Source organism: Methanothermobacter sp. CaT2, from assembly GCF_000828575.1.
Lineage (GTDB): Archaea > Methanobacteriota > Methanobacteria > Methanobacteriales > Methanothermobacteraceae > Methanothermobacter.
The window spans coordinates 260,881-275,831 of sequence record NZ_AP011952.1 but is presented as its reverse complement, the minus strand read 5'-3'; the positions used below and the strand labels follow the sequence as shown (position 1 = coordinate 275,831).

The window sequence follows — 14,951 nt, the reverse complement described above, 5'->3', positions numbered from 1 at the left end:
TTCATCCCCAGACCAGTTCATAGACTCTCCTGGATGACTCCCCATCCTGGTGCTGGTTCACGAGGCTGTTCACGATCCTCCTCTCCCTCCTGTAATAGTCATCATCCTCAAGACACCTTTCAAGTTCCTCCAGGAAATCACTGAAGGTTTCAACACGGGGACCCGGGGCCCAGAACTCGAAGGGCTCCAGGACAAAACCCCTCACCCTCCGGTACTCCTCCAGGTCAGGGACAGCAAAGATCACAGGCCTGTCAAGGAGCAGAAAGTCAAAGTAGACCGATGAGTAATCGGTTACAAGGACATCAACCCCTGGGAGGACGTCATAGAGGTCCATGCATCTCTTTGCAAGGTCATCGCTACCTATCAGCACCACGTTGTCCATTTCACTGAAGAATCTTCTTGCCTCCTCCTCTTCGAGTGGATGGAACTTCACAAGGAAAAGTATGTTCTTTTCCTTCAGGAACCCTGAGAAGGCCTCGGCATCAAAGTCCGGGAGATTGAGGTGGTGGGATATGAGTCTCCCATCACTTATGTAATCTGATGCCCTGAATGTTGGTGCGAAGAGCACCACCTTATTGTAGGAACTGGTATCAATACCTGTAATCTCAGGGATCCTTCCATCTGATCTGAAGAGTTTATCGTTCCTTGGCTGACCTGTTATGTGTACCCTGCGGGCGTCCTGGTTGAAGCATGCCGTCATGGCATTCCTCATTATGGTGGAAGTTGCGATGAGGTAGTAGTTCTCATCATCGAACCTTACGGGTTCCTTAAACTCCCTTTCGCCGGTTTCAGCGTAGCCCATGGCCTTCAGGGGCATCCCATGCCAGAGGTTAACATACTTCTGTCGCCTTACACGGATCTCACTCATCCTCCCATGTGTGGAGACCAGGGAACCAGCACGTAAAATGGTGAGGAGGGCCCTCAGCGAGTGTCTCCTCTCCTGTATCACACCCTCAATGTCGAGGGGCTCTTCAACGATCCATACCGCTTCAGGTTCACCCATGTCCCTCATGAATTCAAACAGAGCCTGGCTGTTTCCTGAAAAATCAGGTACACTGTCAAATACAGCCAGCCCATCGTCCTTTGGTAAAATCCAGTTGATAAACTTGAGTAAACGTGTTAACATGAAACAGGCCTCCAGTTTCGCATTTATGGATTGCTCAATCACATTATGGCAAAGGCCCATATATAGATCCATCCATCTGCCAGACAAAAAAACGCAAGAACATCATGAACAGAGGATAAGATCATGAGAGGATCATGGATGCAGGAAAGAACTTGCATCACAAATTAGATTAACCGGCAGAAACAATAGGATCCCCCAGTGGAACACCTGGAAAATCATGTGATCAGACACTTTGTTCAGGAAACTGAAAGCGAGGGAGTTTATGAAGATAATGATGATAATACCCTTCGACCCATCCACAAGGGGTGGTGTCATGAGGGCTATTAAATCTCAGGAAACCGTTTACAGGATGCTTGGAGCCAGCACCGAAACAGTCCATGCATCAGAACTTGACAGGGTCGACCTCAGGAACTATGACCTCATACACGTCCATGGCCCCCTCATCATCGGGGGCCTTATGATGATCCGCAGAAGCGGGGTGCCCGCAATCCTCACAGTACATGGCTGGGTTATGGATGAGGCAATAACCGCCCTCAGGATGAACCCCAGGGGGAACTTCCACTACATTTTCAGGATAATAAACTGGATACTGCACAGGCTGATATTCATCCCACTGATTTATAGTCGTGTTACTGCAATTGCTAGGATAAAACTAGAAAAAAATGGAATTAATGGTGTTGTCATACCAAATGCTTTCATATCAGCAGACGTAGACAAGAAAGTGGCCAGCTGCAAAAATTTATCATTTGACGATTTCACCCTTGTAACATATGTTAGTGTAGGAGGATCACTAATTAAAGGGATGGAGAGACTTTCAAGGATAATTACAGAGGTGAATAAAAGAACAGATAGAAAAATTCAACTTTTAGTTTTTGGCAATCCCGTAGAAATAGACAATCCCCATATTAAAATGATGGGTTACCGCGACGACTTCTTATGCTATCTCAAATCAGCAGACATGATGATCCTTGGATATGAAATGATTGAACTTGGATATGCTGCAATGGAGGCAGGCTACCTGTCAGTCCCAATAGCCAAGTTTAAAAGTGAATTCGAGGAACTCGAGGATGGAGTCCATGGTATAATAGCAGAAAACGAAGAAGACATGATCAAAAAACTCGTAAAAACTATTGAAGATCCTTCGTTGGTTCGTGAATGGGGTGAGAACCTGAGGGCCCACGTACTGAAAACCAGGTCCCCCCAGGTTATCGGGGAGAAGTGGAGGCGTCTGATCCGGGAGGTCACAGGGATGAACCCCGACGCCACCGGCAAAGGCTGATATCCATCCCATCAAACATTTTATCCCTGATCTACCACGGCATCAAGGAAATCCAGCCACCTCCTCCTGATGGCATCAGGGCTGAACTGGAGGGCCCTCTCCCTGGCCCACTCAGAATATGAGTCAAGGACCTTCCTGTCTGTGATGATCTCGTGGAGTGTATCGACCCATAACTTTTCCTCCCTACACAGTTCATCATCTGCAGCCCTCATTTCACCATCAAAGGGAGGTAGAAGGACCCCGTAATCTGCGAATTCCATCTTTTCTGTTTTGAATGATGGATCTGAACTGGGGGCAAGTATCTCCCTTGGACCCCCACAGTCTGCGGCTGCAACAGGCGTCCCCAGAGCCATGGCCTCCATCAGGGCAAGTGGGAGTGCCTCCCTCAGTGATGGCAGGACAAAGAGGTCTGAATGTGCCATGAAACCATAGGGGTTACTCTGGAATCCAGCAAAGTAAACGTCATATTCACCTGGCTCGCCACCGGTGAAGGTTTTAAGACCAAGGTCCTCTGATAGTCCCTGCAGGTATTCCCTCAGGTCCCCGTCACCCAGTATGACCAGTTTGAGGTCGGGTATGAGTTCTTTTAGCCTGGCGAACACCCTGATAAGGTGCCACTGGCCCTTGGCATGTGTCAACCTTCCAGTGGTCAGGATCACAGGTGAGGTGAACACATCCTTCCACCTTGCCGGTAGAACAGCAGCCCCCTCAATGGCATCGACGTCTATGTGGTTTGGTATCACCGATACCTGCCGGGGGTCGATACCGTACGCATCAGTGAGGTCAATGGCCGAATCTATGGATACACAGATTATTCCAGCCGCCCTGGGATAGATGAGCCTCACGAGGGCCTTCACACCCCTCCCATAGATATCGTCAAGGTTCTCATTCCTTGAGAGTACAGTGTGATGACTTACAACTGGTCTGTCAGAGCCGGCTGTGAGTATGTTCTGTATGCTGAGGGCCTCTGAGAAGGATACCGAGACATCAAGTTCAAGTTCAGCCTTAATGCGTCGCAGTGCAAGTATCCTCCTTATGAAAAGTCCAAGCCTCCGGGGCAGTCCATCCCCTGGAGAGGCAGGGGGGACGTCCAGGACATGGAAACTGCCACTCCACTCCTGCAGGGGTTCATGTCTGTAAACTGTGATCACGTGCACCTCATGGTGCTCTGATAGAAGAGATGATAGACTGGCGGCAGCCCTGGCGACTCCACTATCATCAAGGGATGGTAATATGAGTCCAATCCTCATTCAATCACCCCAAACCAGTTCATAGACTCTCCTTGATGACTCCCCATCCTGGTGCTGGTTCACGAGGCTGTTCACGATCCTCCTCTCCCTCCTGTAATAGTCATCATCCTCAAGACACCTTTCAAGTTCCTCCAGGAAATCACTGAAGGTTTCAACACGGGGACCCGGGGCCCAGAACTCGAAGGGCTCCAGGACAAAACCCCTCACCCTCCGGTACTCCTCCAGGTCAGGGACAGCAAAGATCACAGGCCTGTCAAGGAGCAGAAAGTCAAAGTAGACCGATGAGTAATCGGTTACAAGGACATCAACCCCCTGCAGGATGTCGTAGAGATCCTCTGACGGGTCAAGGGCCCTGATATTACCCCCGGACCTCTGCCTGATCCCTGAATCGAGTGGGTGGAGCTTCATGAGGAAGACTGCGTCATGTTCCCTGAGAAAGTCCTGAAATTTCTCCTCACTGTAGTCCGGCATGCTGAATATGGACTCGTCCCTGCCAGTATCCCTGTAGGTTGGTGTGTACAGAATTATGGTCCTGGAATCATCCATGGTTCTGCCCTCTGTGAGGAGTTTATCGTTCCTTGGCTGACCTGTTATGTGTATCCTGCGGGCGTCCTGGTTGAAGCAGGCCGCCAGGGCATTCCTCATTATGGTGGAAGTTGCGATGAGGTAGTAGTTCTCATCACATACCCCCGGGAGCAGTATGGATGGCTCCCTTTCTGTGTAGCCCATTGCCTTCAGGGGCATCCCATGCCAGAGGTTGAGGTAGACCTGATTACCCGCCCTTATCATGAGGTGATAGCCGTGGGAGCTGACTATGTACCTTGACCTCAGGAACTGCCAGAATTCTGATGGAGTGTTCCTCAGATACTGTGGGGCGTCGAGGTCATCCCTGATACTGTCAACCACCCATATCATCCTGTAATCTGTTCCAAGGGATTTAATGTAACTGTAAAGCTGGGAAGGGTTATCTGAAAAATCTGGTATGCTTTCAAAGAGTATCTGATTGTCCCTCTTGGGTACAAGACGATTTATGGCAACCATGATAAGGTTAAGGGCTCTTCCAATCCATGAATTCAGCAGGAACCTGACGAATGAATCATGCAATGACATTATGATCCTCCATGAATTAATACCTGGTGGGCCTCCGGTAGATACACACCCTCATGACCGTAAAGGTATTTAATGGTAACCAGGATATAAACAGTATACCACCTCATTTTATGTATACTTTAAGAGATGTGGGAGGATGGACATCTACATAACCCTATCGGTACTGGCATCGGTATTCTATCTGGGGGCCGGGATGTACCCCCTCAAGCTGAGGAGGTGTAATCTGGAGTGGAGCTTCCTTCTCATAGCCATAGCACTGGCCCTGTGGGCACTGACATCCACACTCCTCCACACCACCTCAGGCGTGTACGGTCTGATACTCTACATGATCTCGGGCCTCTCCATCATCCTGCTGCCAGCCCTATTCCTGAACTTTGCCTTGGTACTCTCTGCAGATGATGAAAGGCTCACTAAGTTCACTGTTATACCCATAATACCCTCCTTCCTCTTCATTTACCTGCTGCTTGTGGACTCCCTCCTTAAACCGGGGGACATCCATGACCTCCTCTCATGGACCGGCGACTTCCGGGAATTATTTGAGGCCTACATGGTGGGTTATCTTGCCGTCGCAGTCTCACTCATATGGAACCATGCCAGGGTGGCACCATCCCACCGTGAGAGGAATATGACCACCCTGATATTCATCGCATCGTCCTTCAGCCTCATTGCAGCCATGATCCTGACCACCTTCATCCCGTCAAGTCCCCAGAACATGAACACCCTGGGACAGATCGTGGGGATGATCGGAGCCGCAGGTATCGTCCATGCGATGGTCAATTACCATCCACCATCCATGAGCCCATCCCTTGCAGGTGAGAGCATAATAGATAAGGTCACCGACCTCGTCGTCCTACTGGATGCAGAGGGAGGGGTGATAAAGCTCAACCACAGGGCAGAAAGTGAACTGGGTGTGAATTCTCCAGGTAACTGGAGGGATATCGTTGCACCCGAACACCACGGCAAACTGGAGAGGGAATTTGAGGACATCAGGGAGAGGGCTTCATCCTCCAGGGGTGACTATCATCACAGGCCGCTATCCATTGAGTACCTGAGGTTAGATGGTGAGCGGCTCCCTGTGAAGCTCTTCATATCACTCATAAGGGAGGGTGCCGATGTGGTGGGCTACTCCATGGTGGCCGAGGACCTCCGCCACACACTCAGGCTGAGGGACAGGATAGAGGAAACAGAGAAGTCAGAGAAACTTACCAGGATGCGCCTCCATGAATTCAGGACACTCAATGAAGCCATAGTCAGGATAAATCATAGCAACAGCCCTGATGAGCTCTTCAAGAATATCATGGGGCTCCTGAATGAGCATCTGGGCCTATCTGATGGTGCTCTTTATCTCATGAGGGATGGTGTCCTGAGGCCCATGGGAGACGGCTTCAGCATTGATGACCCTGAGGAGATCCTTGGAGAACTGGATGATGCCGTGCTGGTGAGGGATGGGCTGATAGCGGTGGCACTGAGGCATGACGAGAAGACCCTCGGCTTCATGGTCTTCAGGAACGGGCATGAACCGGATGAATATGAGCTTAAACTGCTTGAGACTATGGGTGGAGAGGCTGCCTCGACACTGAAGAGGATATTCTATGAGAAGAGGCTGGTGGAATCCCTTGAGGAGAAGGAGCTGCTATTGAGGGAGATCCACCACCGTGTCAAGAACAACCTGCAGGTGATCTCAAGCCTCCTTAACCTTCAGAGCAGCTACATAGATGACCCTGGAATCACCGGTGTGCTGAGGGACAGCCAGGGGCGCATCATGAGCATGTCAATGATACATGAGAAGCTCTACCGTTCAGGAAACCTTGCGGATGTGGATGTGCGGGGCTACATTGAGGGCCTTGCAAGGAGCATAATGTTCTCCTACCTGAGGCCTGATCAGCAGGTTGACCTCAGATTTGAAATAGAGGACATCAAGCTCAACGTTGACACCATAATTCCCCTGGGACTCATAGTGAATGAACTTGTGACAAACGCCTTCAAGTATGCGTTCCCTGATGGTGGCGGTGAGGTGCGTGTTTCACTGGGCCGTGACGGTGATGGGTTTCTGCTTACCGTTGCAGATGATGGCGTGGGACTCCCTGATGACTTCAACCTGGACAGCCTCAGGAGCCTTGGGATGCTCCTTGTGAGGAACCTGACCGATCAGCTGAACGGTGAACTGGAGTACACCTCCAGTGGGGGCACAGAGTTCAGGGTGAGGTTCTCGGAGATACAGTACAAAAAGAGATTCTAAGAACCATGAAAAAACAGGATACACAACAAAATAGGGGCGTGTTTCTTCTAATTTTACCACAACCTCCAGAAACCAGCCAGCAAAAGATCACAATTTATAAATAAAATCAGGGGCAGAAATATAGCTGCAGGATTCCGTCCTGCATTCTGGAGGCGATAGTATATCCCGTGGTATGCAACTGCTGTGCATGCTGTTTGCATGCATGGTGTTACTTAATACCGGAGAGATCTATGCCCAGAACACACAAGGTGAAGAAGCACTGCTTCCTGATAACATGACAGCAAAAACCTGCAGTACAGTGATGGAGTCAAACTCCACAGTTGCAGTGGTTAATGCGAGTGCAGAGGCTAACAGGACTCTGGACTCTGCAGCGGGCCCATCCGTTTCACGGGCCGATGTTGAGGACGCCGCAGTCCGTGTCAACACCTTCATAGCAAAGAACAAACGCCTCCCCCTCACAGTTGAGGTTGGAAGCGTTAAGGTGAACATGGCACAGTTCCTGCAGCTTGAATCATACTACGTCCTCAACAGGACACCCACAGTGAATCAGGTTCAGTTGCCGGCTAAAACATCAGGGACCATGCTCAAAGGCTCAATTTACCTGAAGGATTACCTTGAAGTTGCAGGCAGGGTCCTCTCATCAGGAGGGGCGCCCGGATACATAGGCTTCAGGGACCAGAACATAAGATTCGAATCACTTGTGTGGCTATTTGCAAGGGCAATTAATTTTAAAGTTACAAATCAGCGACTTCCAAACTACATCAAACTTGACGAACTCAACTCTGTGAAATCCTCCACCCCCACCAGTAATAATTCCGGCAGCAGCGATGCTGCCAGTGGCAATTCAGGTTTCACCAGGGAACAGATACTTGCAGCGGCCAATTCACTGAAGAACTACATTGACAGGAGTCAGAGCCTACCCGGGTATGTGCAGGTGGCAAACCAGCGGCTTGGTATAGCCCAGTTCCTGCATCTAATGGTTAAATGCCTCAACCAGATAAATCTGGGTAAGAACACCCCGATAGCACCGGTAACTGCCGGTGAGGCAACGAAGCCTGCAGGCGATGCCAGGGGTACCCTCACAAGGTCAGAGTACCTCAAGGTGGCATCCGGCGTTCAGGGGTTCATGGAGAAGAACCATAGGGCCCCAAATTATGCAGGATCAAGTAAAGGTAGAATCTCGTATGAGAGCCTTGTATACTCCATTTCAAGGGTCCTGAGCTTCTACAGCAGCAACAAGAGACTTCCGAACACCGTGACCGTAACGAGGCTGGCGTCCTCCCTGAAGAACAGGCCAGAGAATGACCCCTACAATGGTGAGAGCACCGCAAGGTACCTCACCTCATCAGCCAGCTGTCCCGTGGACAGTCCTGATATCAGATCCCTTGCATCTGAGATAAGAAGGGGGCTGACCTCGACGTTTTCCAGGGCGGAGGCCGTCTTCAGCTGGGTGCGTGACAACATAAACTACAGCTTCTACTACAACACGAAGTACGGCGCAGTGGGCACACTCAAAAACAGGACAGGTAACTGTGTGGATCACACACACCTCCTGGTTGCCCTGGCAAGGGCTTCAGGGATACCTGCCAGGTATGTGCACGGGACCTGTAACTTCACATCAGGTAACGTCTATGGACATGTCTGGGCCCAGCTCCTTGTTGGCGATACATGGTACGCTGCAGATGCAACAAGCTCAAGGAACAGCCTTGGAGTTGTGAACAACTGGAACACTTCCAGCGCAGTGATAAAGGGCATATACGCGAGTTTACCGTTTTAGAGGTTAATAAACCTCATTTTTTCTTTTTCATGGTTCTTCTTGTGAGAGAACATCGGATATAAAAGCCAGAATAACAGGAATCATTGTCAGCAGATCAGAGTCCCGGAATAAAAACCATACAATACTCAGAATAAGGATAATGAACACCGGATACAAAAGCTAATTAGACACCGGTCAGAGACAGTTAAATGGTGCTAACATGGACGTTCCACTCATGAGGGAGATTGTCATAATATTCAGCCTGGCACTCATGGTCCTCCTTCTGCTCAACCGGGCCAGGATCCCCGCCATTCTGGGCTTCTTTGTGACCGGGGTGATAGCCGGTCCATCTGTTCTCGGGGCTGTGTCATCAGGGAGTATTGAGAGCCTCGCTGAAATTGGTGTCATACTGCTTCTCTTCACAATTGGACTTGAAATGTCAGCTGAAAGGTTCGGGGAGTTCAGGAGAACCGCCCTTATAGGTGGAACCCTCCAGATATGTCTAACGGTCTCGGTGGTGGCCATCCTCACCCTGGTGCTGGGTCTGGACCCTGCTAAGGCCGTATTCATGGGTTTCCTCATATCCCTCAGCAGTACAGCGGTGGTTCTCAAGGTCCTGCAGGACTTCCACGAGACCGAGGCACCCCATGGACAGGCTTCCCTGGCCATCCTCATATTCCAGGACGTTGCAGCCGTTCCCATGATCCTCACAGTGCCCTTCCTGGCCGGTGTGGTGGGTGACCCCTCATCGGCGCTGGTAACCCTCCTCACAGCTGGAGCTGTGCTCCTCGGGACCCTGGTATCGGCAAGGTGGCTTGTACCAGGACTCTTTGATGTGGTTGCAGCCACCGGGAGCCGGGAGATATTCCTCCTGACCGTCATACTTGTATGTGCATCCGTCACCTGGCTCACAGGGGAGGTGGGGCTCTCACCAGCCCTAGGGGCCTTCCTGGCGGGCCTCATCGTTGCAAACACAGACTACGCCCACAGGGCCCAGGGGACTGTGCTCCCCTTCCAGGAGGTCTTCCTTAGCTTCTTCTTCGTCTCCCTGGGAATGCTGCTGGATCTGAGGTTCTTCCTGAGCCATCTCTACCTCATAGTCCTGGCGGTGCTCGGGGTTCTCCTCATAAAGGTGGTCCTGAACACCCTCGTTGGATTCGTCCTGGGCTACTCCGCGAGGGTCGTGGTCCTTCTGGGCCTTGTCCTTGCACAGATCGGTGAGTTCTCCTTCATACTCTCTGAGACCGGGCTACGTTACGGCCTCATGGACCGTTTAACATTCCAGGCCTTCCTCTCGGTTTCACTGATAACCATGGCCATCACCCCCTTCCTCATATCACTCTCACCCAGGATCTCAGAGAGGATAGTCCGCGCGGACATCCACCCCTGGATAAAGAATGGAAGGGTCTACAGGAGGCCCTCTGTGGACCTCAGGGACCACCTGATAATCATAGGTATGGGTATAACCGGGAGGAGGCTTGCAGATACCTGTGAGGACCATGGTATACCATACATAGGTCTGGATGTCAACCCTGAAGCCGTGAAAAGGGCCCGTGGTGAGGGTCTCAATGTCTACTATGGAGATGGGACGCACCTGACCGTGCTGAGGCACTTCAATGTCCCGGAGGCCGCGGTGATGGTGGTTGCCATTGCAGACTACCGGTCCACGATCCATGCCATCCATGAAGCCAGGGCGCTGAATGAGGGTATGAAGATAATAGCGAGGATAAGGGGATTTGAGAATACTGAGATGCTCTACACAGCAGGGGCCGATGTGGTGGTTTCAGAGAAGCGTGAGGCTACCAGGAGGATCTCAGATGAGATATTCAGCTGTTACAGTGGGGTCTGTGAGCTTGAGGAGTGAGGTAGTTATGTTGAGAGTTGATCAAACATTGTATTACCCCCTTAATCTGACATGCACAGACCTCCTCCTCTGAAAATCGGTTATATGGTGGCTCTGAATTCAGATCCAGAGCGCGAATGCTCTTATCTTTGTAGGAGCTGTTATCCAGACTCACGTAGCATAATGAAAACCGTGAAAGACTCTAATATTGTCTTATTTGATTTAAAAAGTTCTAATAACGTCTTTTTTCAATTTTTAAACCGCAATGTTTATATATAAAGGCCTTTTTAAGAGTCTACATGGGGTTTTTAGCCCCAGTGGAGGCGGTAAAATTTCGAGAAAGTTGAACATTCTAATAGCCCTTGTTCTGGCGCTTTCTTTCATGGGCTCAAATGTGGCGTCTGCCGTTGAAATGGCAGACAGCAGCACAGAGGATATGGAAGCCCAGAACACAACACAAACACAGGAAAACACAACAACAGAACAGAACACGACAGACACAGCAGCGAAAAACACAACACAAACACAGGAAAACACAACAACAGAACAGGCACACGGCGCCATCTGGGTCAAGGCCTATGACATGGGAAAGGTCAACCTCAGTGAACTCAAAGATAAGGGTATATCTGATGTTTTCCTTGAGCAGCTGGCCTTCAATGATGAACGCTTCAGATCAAACCTCACCTCATTCCTCGGTAACGCTTCAGCCCAGGGTATAAGGGTGAGTGCCTGGGTCATCTGCCTCAAGGATTCCAGCGGAAAATGGGTTGACCCAACCGGCAGGTACGCCTACAATGTTACAACCACCAGCAAGGTCACAGTCCAGGAACCCTACAGGTACTATTACACTGTAACAGTGAAGAAGGCCTACACAACCTATGTGAAGAAGTGGTACAAGTCATGGTACAAGTACAGGGGTAAGTGGAGATACACTTGGAAGTACCGCTACGTTAAGAAAACCTCCTATAGGTACGTTAAGGAGACACGTTACACCATAAAGTACAGGACAGTTACAAAGACTGTTACCAGTACAGAGACAAGATACGGCTACAACACAACCCATGCAGAGCGGTTCATTAATAACCTCACCCAGAGGATACTCTCCTACACGAACATATCGGGTGTGGGTGGGGTTCACCTCGACTACATCAGGTACCCTGGAAACGCATACCAGGTCCCCAATGCAACAAATACCATAACAGAAATCGTCAAAAGGATAAGTGAAGCCGTCAGGGCAGTTAATCCTGGACTACTTCTATCAGCAGCACTGATGCCAGAGAAGTCATCGAATGCCCACTACTACGGACAGAACTACACTCAGCTAGCCGAATACCTGGACGTCCTCATACCAATGGCCTACAAGGGCAACTACAGGGAAGACAGTGCATGGATACAGAATGTAACAGCTTACATTAAGGCTAAGAGTCTCAACGCAGAGGTCTGGACAGGACTTCAGACATACCGGTCAGACTCCAATGTGACACCCATCCCTGAAGATGAACTGATGGGGGATATAAACGCCGCCCTAAGTGGAGGGGCAGATGGGTACGCACTCTTCAGGTACGGCTTGATTGACACTGACTTTATAGCTGGAATACCATCCGCTGCCAATTCAATAACTGCAGAGCTCATAATGGACGCCGCCAGCAGGTTCAAGTCATTCGTGGAGTCAAACTACAGGCTCCCATCCTATGTCACCGTGGGGGAAAGACAGGTTACACCTGCAGAATTCCTCTACCTGCTGGCAGAGTTGCTCACAGGAGGTGACCTGAAAACCGGGTCATTCAGTGAGGGATCAAACACAACACTATCAGCATCAGGGACAATCCAGAAGGACGAGTACCTGAGAATAGCATCCCAGGTTATAAGCTATATGTCAGTGAATGGCCGCCCACCAACCAGTGTACCGTCCAGTGCAGGGAACCTGAGCTTCAACGTCCTGACCTATATCCTCTCAAAGATCGCTGCATTCAAAGAGGCTAACGGCAGACTTCCAAATTATGTTACAGTGGAGAGTTCAGTATTCTCAGGAGGTTACCTTTCATCAACAGCCAACTGCCAGGTCAGCGCCCCTGAAATACAGTCCCTCGCAGCAAGCATAACAAGGGGTCTCACATCAGCGCTATCAAAGGCAACAGCGATTTTCAACTGGGTGCGTGACCATATAGACTACAGCTTCTACTACAACACCAGGTACGGGGCTCTGGGGACGCTTAAAAACAGGACAGGTAACTGTGTGGACATGACGCACCTCCTTGTTGCTCTCTCAAGGGCAGCCGGGATAAAGGCAAGGTATGTGCATGCCACCTGTACATTCATCTCAGGCAACGTCTATGGACATGTATGGGCCCAGTTCTACCTCAATGGTTCATGGGTAAATGCCGATGCATCAAGCAGCATGAACTCCCTTGGAGTCATAAAAAACTGGAAGAGTGCAACCATAAAGGGCTACTACGAAAGTTTACCATTCTAAATCCATTTTTTATTTTTTTATTATTTGTGAAGGCATCCTACAGGAAAAAGTGGGGCATGCTTTGAGTAAGAGCAACCCTAACAATCCACCCTGCCCTGAATAAAACCAAGACCTAGAACCTGCTTTTATATTCAAGTTCCCTGAAATGCAGGGACACCACAGTACCATTATCAGAGATCAGCTCAAATTCTCCATCGAGCTGATCTGCCAGGGCACGCATTAGTGAGATGCCCACGGTACCGGCGGGTGGGTTTTCGATACCGACACCATCATCTGCAGCTGTCAGGTGAAGATGGTCATTGGAGGTGATGCGAACATCAATCATGCCCTCTCCCTCAGGGAAGGCATGTCTTATGGAGTTTGTGAGGGCCTCGTTGATGAAGAGTGCCAGTGGTATGGCTGTTTCAAGGTTCAGGCGGACATCAGCATCCACCCTGAAGTGCACCCCGTGGGCTGAGTGCACCGTTATCAGTCTCTCCATTAGCCTGGTTATGAATGAATCCATCAGAACACCTGAAAAGTCCCCGCTGTCATAGAGGGTCTCGTGGATGATTGCCATTGCCCTCACCCTGCTCTGGGTATCCATCAGGATCCTGCGGGTATCATCATCTGCATTCATGGCCTGGATGTTAAGGAGGCTTATTATGATCTGGAGGTTATTCTTGACCCTGTGATGGACCTCAGCAAGAAGGGCGTCCCTCTCCATGAGTGTATCCTCAAGGGACCTCTTGGCCAGTATGAGGTCTGTTATGTCTGTTAGTGAGACTATGAACCCGGCATATTCATCACCCTGAAACCTCGGGACCATCCAGCCGGTGTAGTGCCTACCCTTGAGGTCCGTCCTGTCAATTATCACCGGCCTCCTTTCGCCGCTGTACTCAGGAAAATCCACAACTCCCAGCCTCTTCATTGCCGTGTTCTGGTATAAGATGTTCCCCTCAGCGTCGAACACTGCAACGGCCTCTGCCAGGTTCTCAAGGACGTCCCTGAAGAATCGCTGGGTCCTCCTGAGGTCCCTCCTGTAGGTTTTCCTTTTAAGATCAATCCTGTTGAGTTCCGCCGCGACGATTATGACGGAGACTATTATGAGGGATACTGTCATGCCCATGAGGAAGACCTCACCGAAACCCGGGAACATGTGATACCTCATCTTAAGCGTCAGAAGGCCCAGGACGGTTATACTGGCTATCATCACTGGAAGTATGAGCCTGACTATGTGGCCACCAACAAATGATGCGTGGAGGGGCGCCATAACCCCCCTCTCGGGAAAGAGGGAGAGTATGGATACGGCTATGAGTATGTGGAGCACCGCAGTGTAGAGTGCCATGAGGAAGTACTCTCCATAGACACCGATACCCGCCACGTAGCCCACCAGGACGCAGTAGGAGATCACACCAGCCGGGAAGGTGATTATCTGGGCCACGCTGAACCTTGATGTTGAGAAGAGAAACAGGACAGCGGCGTATATCAGGAAGAGAACGGATGTTATGAGCCTCGAGTTATACCCGTATTCAGCACCCTGGATGTAAGCGGAAATTGTCAGGAGGTAGAATACCAGGAGAAATGTCCCTGTAAGTATCGCAGGACCCCTGAAACCCCTTGCGAGGGCTATGAGGGAAGCTGCCAGGGGTATGAAGAGGATGGCGGTCACCGGCTGTGTGGGTGGGGATCCCAGGACACTGCCCATGAGATGCTGGTTACCGGCTGCCCAGCCTGCAAGTATAAGTGATGATATCACAATCACGGTTGCTGAGGCAGAAACTGAGATCCTCCTTGCAAAAAGAACAGAATCAGACCACTCCATCTTCAATCCCATGGAACGTTATATCCCCCATTATTAATAAAATCTTCGAAATGAGTTATTAACTGGGTTGA

The 14,951-nt window shown here is 50.3% G+C and carries 9 protein-coding genes; 5 read left to right on the top strand and 4 right to left on the bottom strand.

What is annotated here, in order from left to right; genetic code table 11:
- Position 1: 1 nt before the first annotated feature.
- A complete protein-coding gene (locus MTCT_RS01525) occupies positions 2-1,126 on the bottom strand; it encodes a CDP-glycerol glycerophosphotransferase family protein (protein ID WP_048175241.1) in 1,125 nt (374 codons plus the stop codon).
- A gap of 313 nt (positions 1,127-1,439) precedes the next feature.
- Here MTCT_RS01525 and MTCT_RS01520 point away from each other — a divergent pair, with 313 nt between their 5' ends.
- Positions 1,440-2,405 (top strand): glycosyltransferase, encoded by a 966-nt coding sequence (locus tag MTCT_RS01520; protein ID WP_158498088.1) that lies wholly within the window; start codon positions 1,440-1,442, stop codon positions 2,403-2,405.
- A 20-nt stretch (positions 2,406-2,425) separates the two neighbouring features.
- Here the strand turns inward: MTCT_RS01520 and MTCT_RS09060 are convergent, their stop codons facing one another.
- Complete coding sequence (locus MTCT_RS09060) at positions 2,426-3,655, bottom strand: glycosyltransferase (RefSeq protein WP_052457297.1); 1,230 nt, start codon at positions 3,653-3,655, stop codon at positions 2,426-2,428.
- The gene (locus MTCT_RS01510) at positions 3,656-4,765 is read right to left on the bottom strand and encodes a CDP-glycerol glycerophosphotransferase family protein (protein ID WP_048175239.1); all 1,110 of its coding nucleotides are present in this window, start codon (positions 4,763-4,765) and stop codon (positions 3,656-3,658) included.
- A 136-nt stretch (positions 4,766-4,901) separates the two neighbouring features.
- Between MTCT_RS01510 and MTCT_RS09055 the strand changes: the two genes are divergently transcribed.
- The 4 genes from MTCT_RS09055 to MTCT_RS09050 all read left to right on the top strand — a co-directional run bounded on the left by MTCT_RS09055 (position 4,902) and on the right by MTCT_RS09050 (position 13,076).
- Positions 4,902-7,004, top strand: coding sequence for a histidine kinase dimerization/phosphoacceptor domain -containing protein (locus MTCT_RS09055; RefSeq protein ID WP_052457295.1), 2,103 nt, complete (start codon positions 4,902-4,904; stop codon positions 7,002-7,004).
- A 172-nt stretch (positions 7,005-7,176) separates the two neighbouring features.
- The gene (locus MTCT_RS01500) at positions 7,177-8,781 is read left to right on the top strand and encodes a pseudomurein-binding repeat-containing protein (protein WP_048175238.1); all 1,605 of its coding nucleotides are present in this window, start codon (positions 7,177-7,179) and stop codon (positions 8,779-8,781) included.
- A gap of 199 nt (positions 8,782-8,980) precedes the next feature.
- Positions 8,981-10,624, top strand: coding sequence for a cation:proton antiporter (locus tag MTCT_RS01495; RefSeq protein ID WP_052457292.1), 1,644 nt, complete (start codon positions 8,981-8,983; stop codon positions 10,622-10,624).
- A 322-nt stretch (positions 10,625-10,946) separates the two neighbouring features.
- Positions 10,947-13,076, top strand: a complete 2,130-nt coding sequence (locus MTCT_RS09050; protein WP_052457289.1) for a pseudomurein-binding repeat-containing protein — start codon at positions 10,947-10,949, stop codon at positions 13,074-13,076.
- 112 nt (positions 13,077-13,188) lie between these two features.
- On the opposite strand, the gene MTCT_RS09045 is transcribed toward MTCT_RS09050, so the two are convergent.
- Complete coding sequence (locus tag MTCT_RS09045; RefSeq protein ID WP_052457288.1) at positions 13,189-14,892, bottom strand: sensor histidine kinase; 1,704 nt, start codon at positions 14,890-14,892, stop codon at positions 13,189-13,191.
- Positions 14,893-14,951 lie beyond the last annotated feature (59 nt).